General features: G+C 62.7%; 18 protein-coding genes. 12 read left to right on the top strand and 6 right to left on the bottom strand.

Features of this window, described 5'->3' with window-relative positions; genetic code table 11:
• The first annotated feature begins 64 nt into the window (after positions 1-64).
• Both thiL and TERRO_RS04305 read left to right on the top strand, forming a co-directional pair.
• Positions 65-1042: a thiamine-phosphate kinase gene (gene thiL / locus TERRO_RS04310; RefSeq protein WP_014784778.1), complete on the top strand. Its 978-nt coding sequence runs from the start codon at positions 65-67 to the stop codon at positions 1040-1042.
• Positions 1039-1626 (top strand): hypothetical protein, encoded by a 588-nt coding sequence (locus TERRO_RS04305; protein WP_014784777.1) that lies wholly within the window; start codon positions 1039-1041, stop codon positions 1624-1626. Before thiL ends, TERRO_RS04305 begins: the two co-directional genes overlap by 4 nt.
• Before the next feature lie 23 nt (positions 1627-1649).
• Here TERRO_RS04305 and rsmD read toward each other — a convergent pair whose 3' ends face one another.
• The gene (gene rsmD, locus TERRO_RS04300) at positions 1650-2237 is read right to left on the bottom strand and encodes a 16S rRNA (guanine(966)-N(2))-methyltransferase RsmD (RefSeq protein ID WP_014784776.1); all 588 of its coding nucleotides are present in this window, start codon (positions 2235-2237) and stop codon (positions 1650-1652) included.
• Positions 2238-2292: 55 nt separating this feature from the next.
• On the opposite strand from rsmD, the gene TERRO_RS04295 reads away from it, so the two are divergent.
• Both TERRO_RS04295 and rsmI read left to right on the top strand, forming a co-directional pair.
• Positions 2293-3417: a CBS domain-containing protein gene (locus TERRO_RS04295; protein ID WP_014784775.1), complete on the top strand. Its 1125-nt coding sequence runs from the start codon at positions 2293-2295 to the stop codon at positions 3415-3417.
• Positions 3410-4285: a 16S rRNA (cytidine(1402)-2'-O)-methyltransferase gene (gene rsmI / locus TERRO_RS04290; protein WP_014784774.1), complete on the top strand. Its 876-nt coding sequence runs from the start codon at positions 3410-3412 to the stop codon at positions 4283-4285. Before TERRO_RS04295 ends, rsmI begins: the two co-directional genes overlap by 8 nt.
• Before the next feature lie 186 nt (positions 4286-4471).
• Here rsmI and TERRO_RS04285 read toward each other — a convergent pair whose 3' ends face one another.
• Complete coding sequence (locus TERRO_RS04285) at positions 4472-4918, bottom strand: hypothetical protein (RefSeq protein WP_014784773.1); 447 nt, start codon at positions 4916-4918, stop codon at positions 4472-4474.
• A 125-nt stretch (positions 4919-5043) separates the two neighbouring features.
• On the opposite strand from TERRO_RS04285, the gene TERRO_RS04280 reads away from it, so the two are divergent.
• The 4 genes from TERRO_RS04280 to TERRO_RS04265 all read left to right on the top strand — a co-directional run bounded on the left by TERRO_RS04280 (position 5044) and on the right by TERRO_RS04265 (position 9303).
• A complete protein-coding gene (locus tag TERRO_RS04280) occupies positions 5044-6000 on the top strand; it encodes a PLP-dependent cysteine synthase family protein (RefSeq protein ID WP_014784772.1) in 957 nt (318 codons plus the stop codon).
• Positions 6001-6070: 70 nt separating this feature from the next.
• Positions 6071-6499 (top strand): M67 family metallopeptidase, encoded by a 429-nt coding sequence (locus TERRO_RS04275; protein ID WP_014784771.1) that lies wholly within the window; start codon positions 6071-6073, stop codon positions 6497-6499.
• Between the two features lie 137 nt (positions 6500-6636).
• Entirely contained in the window at positions 6637-8166 is a 1530-nt protein-coding gene (gene moeB / locus TERRO_RS04270; protein ID WP_014784770.1) for a molybdopterin-synthase adenylyltransferase MoeB, read from the top strand.
• A gap of 201 nt (positions 8167-8367) precedes the next feature.
• Positions 8368-9303, top strand: a complete 936-nt coding sequence (locus TERRO_RS04265; protein ID WP_014784769.1) for a hypothetical protein — start codon at positions 8368-8370, stop codon at positions 9301-9303.
• A 7-nt stretch (positions 9304-9310) separates the two neighbouring features.
• Here TERRO_RS04265 and TERRO_RS04260 read toward each other — a convergent pair whose 3' ends face one another.
• A complete protein-coding gene (locus tag TERRO_RS04260; protein ID WP_014784768.1) occupies positions 9311-11362 on the bottom strand; it encodes a TolC family protein in 2052 nt (683 codons plus the stop codon).
• A gap of 309 nt (positions 11363-11671) precedes the next feature.
• On the opposite strand from TERRO_RS04260, the gene TERRO_RS04255 reads away from it, so the two are divergent.
• On the top strand, positions 11672-12133 hold the full coding sequence (locus TERRO_RS04255) for a DsrE family protein (protein ID WP_014784767.1): 462 nt from the start codon (positions 11672-11674) through the stop codon (positions 12131-12133).
• Between the two features lie 1026 nt (positions 12134-13159).
• On the opposite strand, the gene TERRO_RS04250 is transcribed toward TERRO_RS04255, so the two are convergent.
• The 3 genes from TERRO_RS04250 to TERRO_RS04240 all read right to left on the bottom strand — a co-directional run bounded on the left by TERRO_RS04250 (position 13160) and on the right by TERRO_RS04240 (position 16355).
• On the bottom strand, positions 13160-14458 hold the full coding sequence (locus tag TERRO_RS04250) for an alkaline phosphatase family protein (RefSeq protein ID WP_014784766.1): 1299 nt from the start codon (positions 14456-14458) through the stop codon (positions 13160-13162).
• Between the two features lie 107 nt (positions 14459-14565).
• The gene (locus tag TERRO_RS04245; RefSeq protein ID WP_014784765.1) at positions 14566-15867 is read right to left on the bottom strand and encodes a homoserine dehydrogenase; all 1302 of its coding nucleotides are present in this window, start codon (positions 15865-15867) and stop codon (positions 14566-14568) included.
• Between the two features lie 2 nt (positions 15868-15869).
• Positions 15870-16355: a nucleoside deaminase gene (locus tag TERRO_RS04240; protein ID WP_014784764.1), complete on the bottom strand. Its 486-nt coding sequence runs from the start codon at positions 16353-16355 to the stop codon at positions 15870-15872.
• A 38-nt stretch (positions 16356-16393) separates the two neighbouring features.
• On the opposite strand from TERRO_RS04240, the gene allB reads away from it, so the two are divergent.
• The 3 genes from allB to uraH are packed head-to-tail and all read left to right on the top strand — an operon-like array spanning position 16394 to position 18669.
• Positions 16394-17749 carry an allantoinase AllB gene (gene allB, locus TERRO_RS04235; protein ID WP_041592964.1) on the top strand — a complete coding sequence of 452 codons (1356 nt, stop codon included), beginning with the start codon at positions 16394-16396 and terminating at the stop codon, positions 17747-17749.
• 54 nt (positions 17750-17803) lie between these two features.
• Positions 17804-18334, top strand: coding sequence for a 2-oxo-4-hydroxy-4-carboxy-5-ureidoimidazoline decarboxylase (gene uraD, locus TERRO_RS04230; protein WP_014784762.1), 531 nt, complete (start codon positions 17804-17806; stop codon positions 18332-18334).
• Entirely contained in the window at positions 18331-18669 is a 339-nt protein-coding gene (gene uraH / locus TERRO_RS04225) for a hydroxyisourate hydrolase (RefSeq protein WP_014784761.1), read from the top strand. Before uraD ends, uraH begins: the two co-directional genes overlap by 4 nt.
• Positions 18670-18691 lie beyond the last annotated feature (22 nt).

The raw sequence follows: 18691 nt of genomic DNA, 5'->3' as shown, positions 1-18691 counted from the left end.
TCGGAGAAATCCACCATTCCAACCGGCATCACCAAGCCCCTCTCGTGCACCGTATGCTCAAAGCGTGGCAAATACAGGAGAACTCGCCCTGATCCAGCAAATCCGGCAGCGCGCCGCTCATCGCTCCGGCACCGTCCGTCTCGGCATCGGGGACGACTGCGCCGTTCTGCGCCCTCCCACCGGCCATGACATTCTAGTCACCACCGACTTCTCCCTCGAAGGCCGCCACTTCCGTCGCGACTGGCACCCGGCCGTCTCGGTAGGCCATCGTTGCCTCGCGCGCGGCCTCAGTGACCTCGCCGCCATGGGCGCGAAACCCATGGCAGCCTTCCTCTCGCTCGCCCTCCCAGAAGGCCTCTCCAAAACAGCGACCGGCAGGCGCTGGATCCAGGGCTTCCTCGCCGGCCTCATGGCATTGGCCGACGCCACCGGCACGCCGCTCGCTGGTGGCGACACCGCCGCAGCCCCGGGCGAAGCCATCCTCGCCGACATCGTCCTCCTGGGCTCGGCTCCCCGCGGCAGCGAGCTACGCCGCAGCACCGCCCGGCCCGGCGACTCGCTCTACGTCACAGGCGCACTCGGCGGCGCCTCCGCAGAGTTCCAGGCCCTCGCCGCCCGCCCTCAACGCTTCCGCCGGGCCATCGCAGACGCCGCCCACCCGCACCTCTTCCCAATTCCAAGACTCGCCGCCGGCCAGCGCCTTCGCCGCCTCGCAACAGCCGCCATCGACCTCAGCGACGGCCTCTCCACCGACCTTCGCCATCTCTGCGAAGAGTCTGCCGTCGGCGCCGCCGTGGATGCAGCCGCGCTGCCCATCCACCCGCTCGCACAAGCATCTGCATCCCCGCTCGACCACGCCCTGAACGGCGGCGAGGATTACGAACTCCTCTTCACCGCCTCGCCCACCGCCCGCGTCCCAAAGCAGATCGGCGGCATCCCCATCACACGCATCGGCCAGATCACTCGCAGCCGCGGCATCTTCCTCAGCGGCAACGGCGAAGACGAACCACTGCGCGCAGCAGGTTGGGAGCACCGCATATGAGCCTTGAAGTCACACACACCGACGGTTTCGCCGAAGACTGGCAGGCACGCATCCTCAACGGGCCGCCCCTGATCGCACCCGCCCGCCAGTACGTCTTCCCGCTAGCCGTTCCCGGCGAAGAAGACGCACTCGCCCGTGGCGCCATGTGGATGGAAATCAAGCCCGCAACCGGCGGCGTCTTCCTCGCCCAATGCGCCCTGGGCTTCGCCGGAAAAGGCGTCACCACCGGCGTCTGGAGCACGCCCAGACCATCGCTTCTTCTGGCCGTCGCAGGCGGCTACGGCTACCTCGTCGACACAAACGACCCCGACCAGACCGAACTGCTGCCCATGCGTCCCGTAGTCTCGGTTCATCCCGCACCGCAGGTCGACGCGCTCGTCCTCATCGGCTTCCACAGCGCCTACATTCTGACAGCAGGCGAAGCCTGGCAGAGCCCGAAACTGAGCTGGGAGGGCGTAGCCGTCACCGGCATCGAAGGCGACACGCTGCACGGCACCGGCTGGCACATGCCCTCAGACAAGGAACTCCCCTTCACTCTGAACCTGCGAACCCAGGAACTAATCGGCGGCGGCTGCCAGCCATAGCAAAACTGCGGAGTACCTCGGCTCTAGACAATATCCGGCAAAGGCTCCGGCTCAAACGCGGGCACCGAATAAAACGACAAGGCAGCATCCCCCTGCAGCAACGTCCGCGTCCGCCGCAACACCCCATACTCATCCAGCAGCGGATGCTTCCGTGTATGCTCCGCAATCACCACAGCATCCGCGGTCAGCAACTCATTGGCCGGGGTTCCCAGGGCCGTCAGCGTGCGGCGATACTCCTCGGCCTCGTCGTACGGCGGGTCCAGGTAGACGATGTCCAGCGGCTTGCCGCTCAACCACTTCAGCAACCCGGACCTCCCGCTACCCTCCACCTGGTATCCACCCGGAACCTTCAGCGTCCGCAGGTTCGCACGAATCGCCGCAAGCGCAGCCGGACTCTTCTCCGCAAAGAAGACTTCAGCCGCCCCGCGTGAGATCGCCTCAACGCCCACTGCGCCCGAACCCGCATACAGGTCCGCAAAGCGAGCACCCACCACGCTGGGCCCCAGCACGTTGAACAAAGTCTCACGCAAACGGTCACTCGTCGGCCGAGTGTCCATGCCGCGCGGTGCCACAAGCGGCCGTGATCGATAGGTACCAGCAATTACGCGCATCCCTGCATTCTATCGAGCGCCGGCGCCTTCGCTGGCAACCACTACAATCAGACCCATGCGTGGCTGGTCACTTTCCCTTGGCAGATACTTCGGCGTAGAGCTGCGGCTTCACTCCCTCTTCGTTCTTCTGCTGCCGGTCATGGTCATGCTCTCCTCCGTCTTCAGCGACGCGCCCTTCCGCGGCATCGGTCTCTGGCTCCTGCTCCTGCTGGCCGTTCTGGTGCGCGAAGTCGGCCGCGGCCTCGCCAACGCCGCCATGGGCATCCCCGTCACGCGCCTGGTCCTGCTGCCGACCGGCGCTGTTCCCGCGACCGAAGAGACACCCTCCACCACCCTCACCCCCACGCGCGAACGCCTGCTGGCCATGGCCGGACCGCTCGCAAACTTCACCGTCGGCATCACCATGGCGCTGCTTATGTACACCGCGACGTCGCACGTCAATCTCTTCGAGCGCCCATGGTTCGGCCCGCTGCACATGCTGCGCTCGGCTATCTGGTCACAGGTTCTGCTCGGCGGCCTCAACCTGCTGCCCGCCTTCCCGCTTGACGCCGGCATCGTCCTGCGCGGCCAGCTCCGCCGCTTCCGCGGACAGGAAGTAGGCTCCAAAGCGGCCGCAGGCATCAGCCAGGGCCTCGCAACAGTTCTCGTCCTGCTCGGCGCAGCCACGCTGAACGCATGGCCCATCCTCATGGGCGTCTGCATGCTCCTCTCAAGCCGCTCCGAAACCGTCTCCACCATGGCAACCTCCGCAGCCGAGACCGTCACCGTAGCCGAGGTCATGCTGACCGAATTCACCACACTCGCCGCTTCAGAAACCCTTGAGGAAGCCCTCCACCGCAGCGTCCAGTCTCTGCAGAATGTCTTCCCCGTCGTGCGTGGCCCGGTCGTCGTCGGCGTCATCAGCCGCGAGACGCTCAGCCAGGCTCTGCGCACGGGCGGCAACGGCTATGTGCAAAGCGCCATGACCCGCACGGTCGAAACTGTGGAATCCGATGAACTCCTGCTGCCCGCCCTGCGCCGCGTCCAGCACACGCCCGGCACACAGCTCCTTCCAGTGCTCCGCCACGGCCACGTCATCGGCATCGTGACGCCCGGCAATCTGTCGCAGTCCATGGCGCTGCTCGGCCGCGCGCGCCGGGCACGCAACATCAGCACTGCACGGGCGGACCGCAATGCCTGACGAACAGCCCCTCGCCCCCGGCCTCTACCTCGTCGCAACCCCCATCGGCAACCTCGAAGACATCAGTCTCCGTGCACTCCGCATCCTGCGCAGCGCCGACCGGATCGCCTGCGAAGACACCCGCCAGACCATCAAGCTGCTCAATCACTTCGACATCAAGACGCCCACCGTCAGCTACCACATCCACAACGAGCGGGAACGCGCGGAGGAACTGGTCTCGGCTCTCAAAGGCGGCGCTCGCATCGCCGTCGTCAGTGACGCCGGCATGCCCGGTATCGCAGACCCCGGCGAAGAGATCGTCCGAGTCGCCGCCGCCGCCGGCATCCCCGTCTTTCCCGTTCCCGGAGCCAACGCTGTCCTGTCCGCCCTCACCGCCAGCGGCATGCCGTCCGAACGCTTCGCCTTCCACGGTTTCCTGCCCTCCAAACCCGGCGAACGCCGCACCGCGCTCGAAACCCTGCTCGCAGAGATGCGCTCCACCGCCGCACCCGCCACGCAGATCTTCTACGAGACGCCGCACCGCATCGTCGAAGCCCTCGCAGACGTCACCGCCGTCTTCGGCCCGGCCCACGCCGTCACCGTCGCACGCGAACTCACCAAACTCCACGAGGAGTTCCTGCGCGGCCCCGTCTCCCAGGTCCACGCAACCCTCGCCACACGTGAAAACGTCCGCGGCGAGATGGTCCTGCTCCTCTCCGGCGTACTAGCCGCAGAAGACCTGGCGAAAGTAAGCGTGACCGAAGCCGTCCGCCTCCTGATCAAGTCCGGCCTGGAAGAAAAAGACGCCCTCAAACAAGTAGCCCGCGAGCGCAGCATCGGCAAAAGCGACGCCTACCGCGAATGGCAACGCGGCAAAAACAAGCGCTAGGCCAACCCACCGGTACTTGCTCTTCGCGCAGAGGGAAAGGCCGGGTGCCCCATTCTTCGCGAAGCGAAGGGTGGGTTATCGCGCAAAGCGCGACCTGAGCCCCCAACTGGGCGCAAACGCGAATGCCCCACCCTCTCGCAATGGGACTGCGAAACAATGGGGCACCCAAACGAAAAACGCTACGGTCTAGTGGCCGTGGACTTCCCGACCGGCGACACGGTCGTACAGGTACTCATCGCTCGTCGTGCCCAGGCTCTCGTTGTAGAGCATCGTCGCTCCAGCCGCCTCATCCAGCTCTTCCTGGAACTTGTGGATAGCCCGCAGATGATCGGCGGTCGCCACAATCTCCAGCTTTCCGGCCTTCAAAAACTTCTGATATCCCTTATCCACCAGGCTCGCGATCTGCCCGTTCAGCAGAAAACCAGCACGCGCAACAATCTCCGCTGGTGCCGGCACTGGGAAGATCTTCTCGCCCAGCGCAGGATTCGCCTTGATCTCAGCCGCACAGCCATATTTGGACACGCGGTACGTGCCTGAACCCGCCGTGCCGGATGCAACATCAAACTTCTGCGCGCCAAGGGCCGTCAGAACATCGTTGAAGCTGCGCTTCTCGGTCTTCTTCTTAAAAAACATAGGTTCGGCCTGGCCCCTGGGTAAAGATGCGCAACCGGGCGGGAAAGCCCGGCCGGGTTACGATTTACTTTCGCACACTCTCGCAGGCGAGAGCTACTCCGCAGCGGCGGAACAACAGGAGCGGCATGGCAACGGCAGCGGTGGCGGCAAAAACAAAGCTCGGCAATGAGGTAGTGGACCGCATCGGCAACACGCCGATGATCCGGCTGGATCGCCTCGTGGCGCACCTTCCCGGCATCACCCTGCTCGGCAAGGCAGAGTTCGCCAACCCCGGCGGCTCCGTGAAAGACCGCCCGGCACTCTCCATCGTCCAGGCCGCCATGGCCGCCGGCGAACTCGGCGACGCCATGCCTGAACGCTCGCTCCTCGACGCCACCAGCGGCAACACCGGCATCGCCTATGCCATGCTCGGCGCGGCACTCCAGTTCCCCGTAACCCTCTGCGTACCCGCCTCCGCCAGCCCCGAGCGTAAGAAGATCCTGCAGGCCTACGGTGCCGAAGTCATCTTCACCGACGCCGGCGACGGCTCCGACGGCGCCATCCGCAAGGTCCGCGAACTCTACAGCGAGCACCCCGAGCGCTACTACTACGCCGACCAGTACGGCAACGACAACAACTGGAAGGCCCACTACCGGACAACAGCCAATGAGATCTGGGCCCAGACCGAGGGCACCATCACGCACTTCATCGCGGCCATGGGCACCAGTGGCACCTTCATGGGCAACACACGCCGCCTGCGCGAGCTGAACCCCGGCATCCAATGCATCAGCATGCAGCCGGACTCGCCCTTCACCGGCCTCGAAGGCCTCAAGCACATGCCCACGGCCATCGTGCCGCCCATCTACGACCCCAATCTCGCCGATCGCAACATCTGGGCCGAGACGGAACCCGCCTACGCCATGTGCAAGCGCCTCGCACGCGAACTCGGCATCCTCGTCGGCGTCTCCGCCGGCGCCAACGTCGACACCGCCATTCGCATCGCCCAGGAAGAGTACGACGCAGGCCGCGAAGCCGTCATCGTCACCGTCCTATGCGACGGAGCCGAAAAATACATGAGCGAACGCTTCTGGACGGAAGACTAACAATCAGAAGGGCCGTCATCGCGATGACGGCGTTTGAATCTCTCGACCCTGCATTACGATCAAATAGACGATGCTGAAGCTCACCCAATCCGACTACGAAGCCCTGCGCACCCACGGTGAGGAAACTTACCCGCACGAGTGTTGCGGCATCATGCTCGGTCATGCCGGCGAAACCAACCAGGTCGTCGAGCTGATGCGCGCGGGCAACACCCGCACCGACTCCGCACACAACCGTTACAACATCGCGCCGCAGGAGCTGATCAAAGCCCAGCGCGAAGGCCGCAAGAAGGGCCTCGACATCGTAGGCTTCTACCACTCGCACCCGGACCATCCGGCGCAGTGGTCGACCACCGACTTCGCCGAAGCCCACTGGTTTGGTTGTAGCTACGTCATCACGGCCGTCGCGCAGGGCAAGGCCGAGGTGACGAATGCATTCCTTCTGCGCGGCACCAGCGAAGACGACAAAACTTTCGAAAACGAAGAGATCATAGTCGGCTAGCAACACTCTTACCTCCCGACCAACGGGAGGGCCAAGCGAAGCAGTAAAAAGGCGTGAAACGCCCGCCCCACGCGCAGTGGGCTCGTCCGGTAGGACAGTCGCATCCAAACGCACGTAGCCGTAGTCAAAAGGACGTCATGACGATTCTCATCCCAACCCCGCTGCGAGCCTTCACCGGCCAGAAGTCGACCGTTGAAGTCGACGCAGCCAATGTCAAAGAAGCCCTCGCGAAGCTCACCGAGGCGCACCCCGCGCTGCAGCAGCACCTCTTCGGCGCCGAAGGCAAGCTCCGCTCGTTCGTCAACGTCTACGTCAATGACGACGACATCCGCGACCTGCCCGAGAAGGAACTGACCGCACTCAAGGCATCCGACGAGCTCTCGATCATTCCGTCCATCGCCGGCGGCACCCCGTCCCTTACGGAGACACGCCCCGGCATCGCGGAAGCCGCACTCGCCGAGCCCCAGACCGCGGAACTCCCCAAGCTCACCAACGAAGAGATCGCCCGCTACTCGCGCCACCTCATCCTGCCGGAAGTCGGCATGGACGGCCAGCGCAAGCTGAAGGCCGCAAAGGTTCTCTGCGTCGGCACCGGCGGCCTCGGCGCGCCGCTCGCGCTCTACCTCACCGCCGCCGGCGTCGGCACCATCGGCCTTGTCGACTTCGACGTCGTCGATGAGAGCAACCTGCAGCGCCAGGTCATCCACTCCCAGCAGACCGTCGGCATGCTCAAGGTCGACTCCGCCGAGCAGATGCTCAAGGGACTCAACAAGAACGTCAACATCGTCAAACACAACACGATGCTGACCTCCGCAAACGCCCTCGAAATCTTCAAGGAATACGACGTCATCGCGGACGGCACCGACAACTTCCAGACACGCTACCTCGTCAACGACGCCTGCGTGCTCACCGGCAAACCCAACGCCTACGGCTCCATCTTCCGCTTCGAAGGCCAGGCCTCCGTCTTCGCAACAGAAGAAGGTCCCTGCTACCGCTGCCTTTACCCCGAACCGCCGCCGCCGGGCCTCGTCCCCTCCTGCGCAGAGGGTGGCGTACTCGGCATCCTGCCCGGCCTCGTCGGCGTCATCCAGGCCACCGAAGTCATCAAGCTGATCCTCGGCATCGGCGAGCCCCTCATCGGCCGCCTGCTCCTCGTCGACTCGCTCGCCATGAGCTTCCGCACGCTCAAGCTGCGCAAGAACCCGGCCTGCCCCGCCTGCGGCACCCATGAGATTAAGGAGCTGATCGACTACGACCAGTTCTGCGGTATCGAAAAGCCCGCAGCCGTCGGCCCGCTTGAGGTCTCTTCACACGCAGCGGTCGCTGCCGATCTGCAGGAGAAGGACGGCATCCCGCAGATCAGCGTCGAAACCCTCAAGGCCAAGCGCGACGAAGGCAAGGCGTTCATCCTCGACGTGCGCGACCCGCACGAAGCACAGATCGCAACGCTCGGCGCACCCATGATCCCGGTCAACGACCTCGAGTCACGCATCGGCGAACTCAAGGGCCGCGAGAACGAAGAGATCCTCGTCCACTGCCGCAGCGGCGCACGCTCGCAGAAGGCTGCACTCATCCTCAAGGCGCATGGCTTCCAGAACGTCTCAAACGTCACCGGCGGCATCCTCGCCTGGGCCGACAAGATCGACCCGTCCATGCCCAAGTACTAACCACCAATCCATCGCTCACAAAGAAGGCCCGGCGAGAGCCGGGCCTCTCTCATGCAGCGCACAAAAGCACTTGGCCCATACCGACGGTGAGTCCCAACGCAGAGCAGCGGATCCACGCAACTTCGACCACGAACGATCAATCGAACGATCCCCTCGCGCATCCAATCTTCAGCCTTCCTTAATCTTTGGAGAAAAATCCAAGTGCAACTTCCAAGTCGGGCGCAAGCCCGCGTCCTCCCCCTCACCGCTGCTCTGTGTCTGGTCGCATCACTCCCTGCCTTCGGCCAAAACCGCCCGCAGAGTGACCTGCCCGACGCCCCCTCTGCCACGCTCATCGCCAAGGCGGATGCGGCGCCCATTGCCGCCTTCGACGCAGGTCGCATCGACACCATCGCCAGCCTGAGCCACGAGTACTTTGCAGAAGCTCCCGGCGTCTCAAGCTCCCTGCCATCCAGCGAAGATCAGGCAAGCCCTGCCCAGTCTGACCACGGCAGGAATGAGCCGCAACCTATCACCGGCCAGCAGCAACAGCAGCGCATCTTCGGCGTCTTCGCCAACTTCCAATCCGTCTCCGCTGGCTCCAGGCCCGTCAAGGCTGGCTGGCGTACCGACTTCCGCATCGCCAACAAGTCGAACTACGACTACACCGCTCTTGGCTTCGTCGTTCTCACCTCCGGCCTCGCCTACGCGCAGGACTCGCATCCCGCACTCAGCACCGTCAACGGTGGCGACGCCCCCTTCTGGGCCTACCTGTGGCGCGGATTCGTCGACAAGACAGACGGCGCATACCAGGGCCAGTTCTTCTTCCCAGCCCTTCTGCATGAAGACGTGCGCTACTACGCCAAGGGCTCAGGCCCCAAGGCGCTGCGCACCCTGCACGCCGTCTCCTCCATCGTCGTCGCGCACAGCTACTCCGGCCGTGCCATCCCCAACATCGCGGGCCTCGCTGGCAAGGTCGGCACACAGGCTGTCTCAACCACCTACTACCCATCCGGCTCACAGGACTTCGGCGTCCTTGCAACCAAGTTCGCCTACTCCTGCCTTCGCCAGGCTGGCTTCGCAGTCCTGCGCGAGTTCTCTCCGGACCTCAAGCGCCTCAGCGATCGCCGCCATCACTCGGCGACCGCAGTTCAGTAATTCCGCATCACTGTGGCGGTGCCGGTGCCGATGGTGGCGCCGGCTTCACACCGGGTACTACGACCGGCTTCGAAACGGCACCCGATGCTGAAGCCTGGATATCAAAGCCGTACTGATCCAGCGTCTTGCCCGACAACTGCAGCAACGCCGCACGATCTTTCGCATACGCAGCCGTAGCCGATAGCAGGCTGTTTGCGGCAATCGCCAGGTTTCGCCGCTGCTGCATCACATTCGCCGGCGTCGATGTTCCCAGTTCATACTTCCGCTGCTCCGACCGCAGGCTCTGCTGCGCATACTCCTTCGCAGCCTGCGCCGCAGCCACTTGCGCGCGATCATTCGTCAGCGCGTACTGCGCATTCGTGGCCTGTGTCTCCATCTGCGTGTATAGCTGATCCAGCCGCATCTCCGACTGCTGATACTCCATCTCCGACCGTGACTGGTCTGCCTGCGCCGTACGGTTCCGCAGGTTGATCGTGACATTCACACCCACACCCTTATCGGGTGCGCTGTTATTGAAAAGATTGCTGAACGCCGTCCCATACGACACCGACGGAAATGTACCCGGAGGATACGGCGCGCCCGTCCCGAAGTTCTGCGCCGTCGGACTCTGCGCACCCGCAAGTGCGGACGCACCATAGAACGCAAACAGATCGACCACCGGCAGCAACGCGTTCTTCTGCGCCTTGATCGTGATCTGGTTGTTCTTCATATTCAGCACCGCCTGCTCGATCTGCGGATTGTTCTTGATCACCTGCGCGATCAGGTCGTCCGTCGGCATATCCTCCTCCGGTACCGGGTCCAGTTGCACGCGATCCGTGGGCACAATCGGAATCTTCGCCAGCGTACGGTCGCGTAGGTTCCGCACCAGAGCCTGCTTCATCACCAGTTGCTGATATTGCAGGTTCGACTGCGACGCCACCAGCGCCTGCTTGTCGCTCGCCGCAGCAGAATCCGCATTCACAATCTCGATCCCGGCCATCGTGCCGATGTCCACCTGCCGCCGCGTCTCCGCCGCCACCTGCGCCGACTGGGCAAGAGCCTCAGCCTTGTCCTGCGTATCCTCATACGCACTCACCAGCGCCCAGTACAGATTCTCGACCTGGTTCACCGTGTACAGCACCTGCTGACGGAACGACGAATCCGTAATCTGCCGGTTGTTCTCCGCCTGGCGAATCAGCCGGCGATTGATGCCGGGACCAAACCCCTGCAGCAAATGCTGCGTCGCCGTCAGGCGCATCGTCGCATTGATATTCGGGCTGAATGTCGTGAAGGCATTGTTCGTCGTAATGCGGGAGTTGTTATACGTCGCCGTCAGCAGCGTTCCCGTAGAAAATCCCTGCTGATACCCAAAGTTGAAGGTGCCGGTATTCGTGGCAACCGTCGATGCACCACCGCTGAACAGCAGGTTTGACTGTGGCGCCAGCGCCGCCTCATATTGCACCGTCCCCGTCAGGATCGGGTCCATCGGCTCCGGCGTCGGACCGCTGCCGCTCGTACTCAACACCAGTCCGTTGGCGCCGGTTCCGCCACCGCCCGACGCGCTCGATGTCCCACCCGGTCCGCCGCCCCCGGTGATCGTCGTCGTCGTGCCGCCAAGCGTGTTCGTCACCAGCCCCGTCGACACACCACGCAGCGACGCGCCCGTACGCGAACGCAGTATGTCGGTATCCGCGATATCCAGGTTGATCCGCGCGATCGCAATGTCGTAGTTGTTCTCGAGCGCCAGCGTGATCGCGTCGGACAGACTCAGATAGATCTTCCCGTCCCGCTGCAGGTTCGTAAGGTTCAGGCCGCCATCATTCCGCGCCCGTGCATACTGCCGCGGCGAGAACGGGCCAAAAGGATTTGGCAGTAACTCTCGGCTCTTTCCATAATCGACACCCGTCGACCGCAGAAACAACGGCTGCGTCAGCAACGGAGCCGGCTCCTGCGGCAGATCCGTCGCAGGAGCTCCCAACGTCTGCGGTGTGGGCTGGCCCTTCTGTGCGACCAGTGGGTTGGAAAGCAGGCAGGAAATGCTAAGTGAGCAGAGCACGACACGGACTTTATCTTGAGGCATTGCGGGATTCCTTTGGACTGCGTTAAACGTTGTCGTCCCCGCCAGAGGGAGATACAAACTTCCGATCGGTGCAACGTGAGGGCGATCGTGCGGGGTTATCCAAAGCCTAACCGGATGTCTGGTGAAATTTCACTCCTTCAAGAAACTTAGCGCGCTACTTAGCGTCGGATCTGGCGCCTAGCAAATGCGGTCGGCACGAGCCGCAGAGCCAGGCCATTCGAAGGAATGGCCGTCGACGCGCTCGTGCGGCAATCACACACGGGCGTATCCTTCTTCTTGTTACGCATCGCTCCTCATAAGGAACCGCACATGACCCGCCGCAACTGGATGCTCAGCCTCTGCACCTCCCTCCTGATTCCCGCGGGCCTGCTGGCCCAAACAGCTGCTCCGGCCGCTGCGCCGACTATCCCGGCTAACCGCATCCTCATCCACGTCTACTCCGACAAGCCCGCCGACTGGCAGGGCGCAGTGACCAAGGCGAACGACTACATGTCCAGCGCCAAGCCCGGCACCACCCTCGTCGAAATCCTCGCCACCGGCGACGGTCTCAAGCTCGTCGACAAGGACAACCCCATGCAGGCCGAAGTCATGGGCTCGCTCAACAAAGACGTAAGCTTCGTAGCCTGCCACGCCTCCATGAAGACGCACAACATGGGCATCGAACAACTCCACAGCGGCGTAGGCACCGTCCCCTCCGGCGGCAAGGAAATGGCACAGCGCAAAGCCGAAGGCTGGACCATGCTCGAAGACAAGACACCGGCAGCAAAGTAAGTCGACCAGCAGGTCGTAGAGATCAGGCTCGTCGCCAACAAGAAGGCCCGGCAAAAGCCGGGCCTTTCTCTTTCACCACCGAACTCTAGGGATAACCACCACCCGGTGCCCCATTCTTTGCGAAGCAAAGGGTGGGTCATCACGCGAAGCACGACCGCTCTCCCTAAATCCCACCTCACACGTCCAAGGACCGCCACCAACCCGGGTGCCCCACCTTCGCGAAGCTAAGGTGGGGATTCGTGCAAAGCACGAACCGCCTCCGGAGGGGCCAGCGGACTGAAGATCAGCGACGATCTTCCAGCGGACTGAAAATCAGCGACGATCTTTCAGCGGACTGAAGATCAGCGACGATCTTCCAGCAGACTGAAGGTTAGCGACGGTCCGGCGGACTGAAGGTCCGCGACTTCCTAGCCCAGGGCAAAGCCCTGGGTCTCAGGATTAGCAGAGAACTTGCGGGCTGAAAGCACGCGACAAAATCTTTCGGAGAGGCATCGCTTCAGCCATGCCATAAAACCCACTCAACAAAACCGGCTTCAGCCGCTGAGGGATTTTCTTCTCCCCAGCACAAGACCAACGGACCTCCACCACCGGGTGCCCCATTCTTTGCGAAGCAAAGGGTGGGTTATCGTGCGAAGCACGACCGCTCTCCCCAAAGCCACCTCAAACGTCCAAGGACCGCCACCAACTCGGGTGCCCCACCTTCGCGAATCTAAGTTGGGGATTCGTGCAAAGCACGAGCCGCTTCCGGAGGGGCGCGGACTGAAGATCAGCGACGATCCTCCAGCGGACTGAAGGTCAGCGGCAATCTTCCAGCGGACTGAAGGTCCGCGGCCATCTTCCAGCGGACTGAAGGTCCGCGACTTCCTAGCCCAGGGCAAAGCCCTGGGTCTCAGGACTAGCAGAGAACTTGCGGGCTGAAGGCACGCGACAAAATCTTTCGGAGAGGCATGGCTTCACCCATGCCAACCAACTACATCGGCTTCAGCCGCTGAGGGATTTCTTCTCGCCGGCACATACCCTGTCACCCTACCTCTTCAAAGCAGCCTTCAAAGGCCCAAGTTCCCCATCCGTCTTAGACGTCTTCAGATCCAGCAGCTTCGCGACAAAACTATAAACATCCACATTCTCAAAGCTAGGCAGCGTCACACCCTTCCGAATATCCGGCCCCACCGCCAGAAAGAACGCCTTCATCTGCGGCACCTTCGCCACGTCATACCCATGATCCGAAAGGTCGGCCCGCGCAACACTCGTCGCCGACGGATGCACGATGATCGGCACATTCGCCACCACAACTGGATCGCCAATCCGCGGATTGCCAGAGTAGTGCAACCGCTCGGGCACATCCTTCTGCCGGTAGACCTCAAAGCGCGGGTCCGGATGCGCCTTGAAGCTCTCGTAGACCTTCTCTTTTTCCGCCTCGGAGTCGGGATACATCAGCCACTCCGACGTCACGGTGTGCGACAGGTCCGCATGCTCATCCAGATCAACCCAGTGATTGTCATTCAGCACCATGCCGTGGTCAGAAACGATGACCAGATCGACAGGCAGACCCGACCGATCCAGCCTCGCGCGCAACTCACTCATCAGGCCATCGACCACATGCACAGCCTCGTGCTCCTGCTCCGACTCCGGTCCATACCAATGCCCCGCGTGGTCCGCAGCACTCAGGTATAGCGTCATCAGGTGCGGCCGTTCCGCTGCGGGCAGCGCAAGCCACTGCGAGATCTGGTTCAGTCCGACATGACCATCCAGATAATCCTGAAACTTCGCATACATCGTCGGCCGATGCCCGGCGACCTCGGCCTCGGAACCCGGCCACATGAACGTCGCCGCACGCATGCCCTGCTGCTCCGCCAGCGACCACAGCGGCACGCCGCCATACCAGCTCCCATCCGAGTTGCTGGCAGTGTCCGTGTACCGGTAACTCTGCTTACGGACCGGGTCATAGAAGCTGTTGCGAACGATCCCGTGATGCTCCGGATACAGCCCCGTCACCAACGTCCAATGATTCGGAAAGGTCAGCGACGGGTACGACGGGATCATGCCGTCCGGCGCCGTCGCCCCCTGCTTCATCATCGCCTGCAGGTAGGGCGCGCCATGATCCTTCGGATACGAATACCGGAAGCCGTCCAGCGACACCAGCACCACATAGTGCTGCTTCATCGCATGCGCATCGTTCGGCGGTCCACCGGTGTCGACGATCATGTCCGGCCTGGGCCGAACCGATCCGTACGCCGTGTGCTGCGCGAAGGCGATCCTTGGACAAATCGAAAACAGAACAGCAGCAGAGAGCAGAAAGCCGCGAACACGCAAGACGAAGTTCAAAAGAGGAAACCCTCAACACCAGAGTCGCCGCTCGAAAGGGCCGGCACATACAGAATGCAGCCGTCTGCTGAACCTGCGATGAAACCGGCGCGGAAAGGCGCGAAGCCTTAGTCCTCCGCCCGGTCGTCCTCGGTCAGCATCTGCAGGCACAGCGGCTTCTCCAGCATGGTGTCCATCTTCGCGATCAGGCGAACCGCCTTCTCCACCGTCGACGTCAGGCAGGGCTCCGTCGTCACAACGAACGGCAGCGCGTCCTTCGGATATCCCGGCCGCTGCAGGATGCTGTCGATGTTCGCGCCCACCTTCGTCAACGCACCGCTGATCGCGGACACAATACCCGGCTTGTCCCGGACGATAAATCGCAGATAATGCGGCGCCAGGAACTCGCCCGTAACGACCTTCCGGCGCACCGGCAACGAGACCGAATTGCTGCCATGCACCACGGCCAGCAGATCGCTCACAATCGCCACCGCAGTCGGGTTGCCACCGGCGCCATGTCCACTGAAGACCACATCGCCGCCGAAATCGCCGGTCGTCACCACCATGTTCTGCGTACCGTGCGACCAAGCAATCGGCGAAGTCTTGGGCACCAGCATGGGCGCAACACGGGCATGCAGCGTCGTACCGCGATACTCCGCACGCGCAATCTGACGAACAGTGCAGCCAAGCTCCTTCGCGTAGGCGAAATCGATCGCGCCCACATTGCGAATCGTCTGCGCCGGAACCTCGTCCGGATTGATGCCGAACTGCATCGCAGCACGGACCAGGATGCAAAGCTTCGCACGAGCGTCAAAGCCATCCACATCTGCCGAAGGATCCGCCTCGGCATAACCCGCAGCCTGCGCCTGCTTCAGCACATCCGCATACTCCGCGCCCTGCTCCATGTGCGACAGCATGAAATTGCAGGTGCCATTCAGAATGCCGCTAAGCCGCGTGATCCGGTCGCCCTGCAAGCCATGAAGCGTCGCCGGAATCACCGGCACACCACCGGCAACAGCAGCGTTGTAGACCAGCACGCGGTTGTTATCGCGCGCCAGCTTCGCCAGTCCCGCGCCCTTGTAAGCGATTAACTGCTTGTTCGCCGTGACGACATGCTTGCCGCTCCGCAGCGCAGCCTTCAGCCATCCCTCGATCGGATCGATACCGCCGATCGTCTCGATGATCACGTCGACCTTGGCCGACAGAACATCCTTGATGTTCTCCGTCCACACGATGCCCGCGTTCAAGCCCTTCGCCGTCGCGCCAGTGCGCTTGCGCTCGACATCGCGGTTATAGATATGGGTCAGCTCAATGCCGGCAAAGCGCTGCGCACGCAGCAACTGCGCCACGGAAGAACCCACGTTGCCAAAGCCAAGAATCGCTACCCGGGTAATCTTGCCTGCTGCTGCCTTCTGCGCTGTCTTTGCCATGCCTAGTAGTCGACCCTTTCCATACTCTGCTTCCAGACCTCGAAGGACTCAATCGCCTCATCACCCAGAACCCGGGCGAACGGGATGCGACGCTCTTCGACCGGCCGCTTCACTTCGTCATACAAAAAACTGTCGTCGAACCCGGCCGCCGCCGCGTCCGTTTTGGTGTTGCCGAAGAAGACGGCGCGGCATCGCGACCAGTAAAGTGCGGCAAAACACATGGGGCAGGGCTCGCAGGAGGTGTACACCTCGCAATCGTCCAACTGAAACGATTCAATCTTGCGACAAGCCGCACGAATTGCGTTCACTTCCGCATGCGCCGTGGGGTCATTGGAGCTGGTTACGGTGTTCGCCTCGGCCGCAAGGACCTCGCCATTCCGCACCACCACAGCGCCAAATGGACCACCTCTACCGCTGCGAACATTCTCCGTCGCAAGGGCGATCGCCATGCGCATAAACTTCGGGTCGGGCTGCACTGTGCTTGCCATCACCGCAAGTATCGCAGGGCTGCGCGATAATGGCGAGCATGCGGCAGGCCTGGATCTCACAGCGCGTCATCACACCCATGGCAGAGCATCCCGCCGCCGTGCTGGTCGAAGATGGCATCATCCTCGACGTATGCGGCATCAGCGCCGTACCCAGCGACGCACACATCCGCGACGTAGGCGAACTACCGCTGATGCCCGGCCTCGTCGACTCACACGTCCACATCAACGAACCCGGCCGCACCGACTGGGAAGGCTTCGAAACAGCAACGCGAGCAGCAGCAGCCGGCGGCTATACCACGCTCATCGACATGCCGTTGAACTGCCTGCCAGAGACGACAACCGTCGCAGCCCTCGAAGCAAAACGTGCAGCCGCGCAGGGCAAATGCCGCGTCGACTGGATGAGCTGGGGCGGCGCCGTCGACGGCAACGCCGACCATCTGCAACCGCTCGCGAACGCAGGGGTGCCCGGCTACAAATGCTTCCTGGTCTACCCCGGGTGTGAGGGATTCACCAGCATCGACGCGGCCAACCTCGAAGCAGCACTCCCCATCCTTGCGCAGACCGGACTGCCGCTACTGGTGCATGCGGAGCTGCAGGGGCCCATCGACGCAGCCGGTCTCGCACTGCCCAATGCAGAGAATCCGGCCTGGCGGCAGTACGCCACCTATCTCGCATCCAGGCCCGACGAGGCCGAGCTTGCAGCCATCGCGATGCTCATCGACCTCTGCCGCCGCTATCGCTTCCGCCTCCACATCGTGCACCTTGCGACCGCGCAGGCCGTGGAGATGCTCCGCTCCGCCAAAGCAAAAGGCCTGCCAATCACGGTGGAGACCTGCCCACACTATCTCCACCTGTACGCCGAGGCCATCGCGGACGGCGCCACCGAGTTCAAATGCGCTCCGCCCGTCCGCTCGCAGGCAAATCGCGAAGCACTCTGGAAGGCTCTCGCCGCTGGCGTGATTGACCTAGTCGCAACAGATCATTCCCCCTGTCCGCCAGCAATGAAGCGCAAGGAGGACGGTCGCTTCAACACCGCATGGGGCGGCATCGCAAGCCTGTCGACTGCCCTGCCCGTGATGTGGACCGAGGCACAGGCACGCGGCTTTACGCTGCGCGATATCGCGCGATGGATGAGCGGCGCACCCGCGGCGCTTGCAGGTCTTCGGCATCGAGTAGGCGGCATCGAGCCGGGTCGCGATGCGAACTTCATCCTCTTCGATCCCGATGCCGAAACCATCGTCACAGAAGATCTCCTCCACTATCGCCACAAGGTCTCACCCTATATGGGCGAGCAACTGCGCGGACGCGTGCGCGAAACCGTGCTGCGCGGACACACCGTCTACGCCGATGGCAATTTCCCCGGCGACAACCGCGGCCTTGAATACAAACGATGAAGGCTGCGAGGTAGCAGCGATGTATGCTGCTGCGATGAAGCATGGAGACTGCGCATGAGTTATCTCGATGAGTGGAATGCAATGAGTGCGGATGCCGCAGCCCAGGTCGCTCTGCCCTGCTGCGGTTCGCATGCGTGGGCGCATGGACTTGCAGCGCGCCGTCCGCTCAGCACACTACCCGAACTACTGGCCGCAAGCGACGCCGCATGGTGGTCTCTTAACGAAAGCGATTGGAGGGAAGCCTTCAACAGCCATCCGCGCATCGGCGAACAACACGCGCAGGCCGCCGCAACCGATACATCGCTGCGATGGAGCGAAGGCGAACAAAACTCCGCCATGCTGAGTGATGATGCTGCAAAGGCAAAGCTCGCCGCAGCCAATAAAGCGTATGAAGCAAAGTTCGGCCGGATCTTCATCGTGTGCGCCACGGGCAAAACCGCGCAGGAGATGCTCGCGATCCTCGAGCGCCGTATGCACAACATCCCGGAGGACGAACTCCACGAGTCCGCTGAGCAGCAACGCCAGATCACTCACATCCGCCTGAGAAAATGGCTGACGCAAAAGGAAGAGGAACAGCACGCGTGAGTATCTCAACGCACATCCTGAACACATCCACGGGCCGCCCGGCAGTGCATGTGCCGGTCGAACTCGACTTCATGCTTGAGGGCGAATGGGTCACCCTGAACGCCGCGCATACCGACGACGACGGACGCGTCAAGCACCTGCTGCCTCAGGACGAAGCCATGCTGCCCGGCATCTACTGCGCACGTTTCGCAACGGGTATCTACTACGAGCGCGAGAACGTGAAGGGCCTGTATCCATATGTCGAAATCACCTTCATGGTCATGCCGGATCAGAACCACTACCACATACCTCTCCTGCTGACGCCCAACAGTTACACCACCTACCGAGGCAGTTGAAGTACTGAATAACTAGGAGAGC

The sequence above is a fragment of the Terriglobus roseus DSM 18391 genome (assembly GCF_000265425.1).
GTDB lineage: Bacteria > Acidobacteriota > Terriglobia > Terriglobales > Acidobacteriaceae > Terriglobus > Terriglobus roseus.
Note: the sequence above shows the minus strand (reverse complement) of the source record. Positions and strands in the feature narration are given on the sequence as shown.

Coding starts and splice junctions, on each gene's coding strand:
- TERRO_RS04305 (WP_014784777.1), top strand. CDS start 1,039: ATGAGCCTTGAAGTCACACACACCGACGGTTTCGCCGAAGACTGGCAG.
- rsmD (WP_014784776.1), bottom strand. CDS start 2,237: ATGCGCGTAATTGCTGGTACCTATCGATCACGGCCGCTTGTGGCACCG.
- TERRO_RS04295 (WP_014784775.1), top strand. CDS start 2,293: ATGCGTGGCTGGTCACTTTCCCTTGGCAGATACTTCGGCGTAGAGCTG.
- rsmI (WP_014784774.1), top strand. CDS start 3,410: ATGCCTGACGAACAGCCCCTCGCCCCCGGCCTCTACCTCGTCGCAACC.
- TERRO_RS04285 (WP_014784773.1), bottom strand. CDS start 4,918: ATGTTTTTTAAGAAGAAGACCGAGAAGCGCAGCTTCAACGATGTTCTG.
- TERRO_RS04280 (WP_014784772.1), top strand. CDS start 5,044: ATGGCAACGGCAGCGGTGGCGGCAAAAACAAAGCTCGGCAATGAGGTA.
- TERRO_RS04275 (WP_014784771.1), top strand. CDS start 6,071: ATGCTGAAGCTCACCCAATCCGACTACGAAGCCCTGCGCACCCACGGT.
- moeB (WP_014784770.1), top strand. CDS start 6,637: ATGACGATTCTCATCCCAACCCCGCTGCGAGCCTTCACCGGCCAGAAG.
- TERRO_RS04260 (WP_014784768.1), bottom strand. CDS start 11,362: ATGCCTCAAGATAAAGTCCGTGTCGTGCTCTGCTCACTTAGCATTTCC.
- TERRO_RS04255 (WP_014784767.1), top strand. CDS start 11,672: ATGACCCGCCGCAACTGGATGCTCAGCCTCTGCACCTCCCTCCTGATT.
- TERRO_RS04245 (WP_014784765.1), bottom strand. CDS start 15,867: ATGGCAAAGACAGCGCAGAAGGCAGCAGCAGGCAAGATTACCCGGGTA.
- TERRO_RS04240 (WP_014784764.1), bottom strand. CDS start 16,355: ATGGCAAGCACAGTGCAGCCCGACCCGAAGTTTATGCGCATGGCGATC.
- allB (WP_041592964.1), top strand. CDS start 16,394: ATGCGGCAGGCCTGGATCTCACAGCGCGTCATCACACCCATGGCAGAG.
- uraD (WP_014784762.1), top strand. CDS start 17,804: ATGAGTTATCTCGATGAGTGGAATGCAATGAGTGCGGATGCCGCAGCC.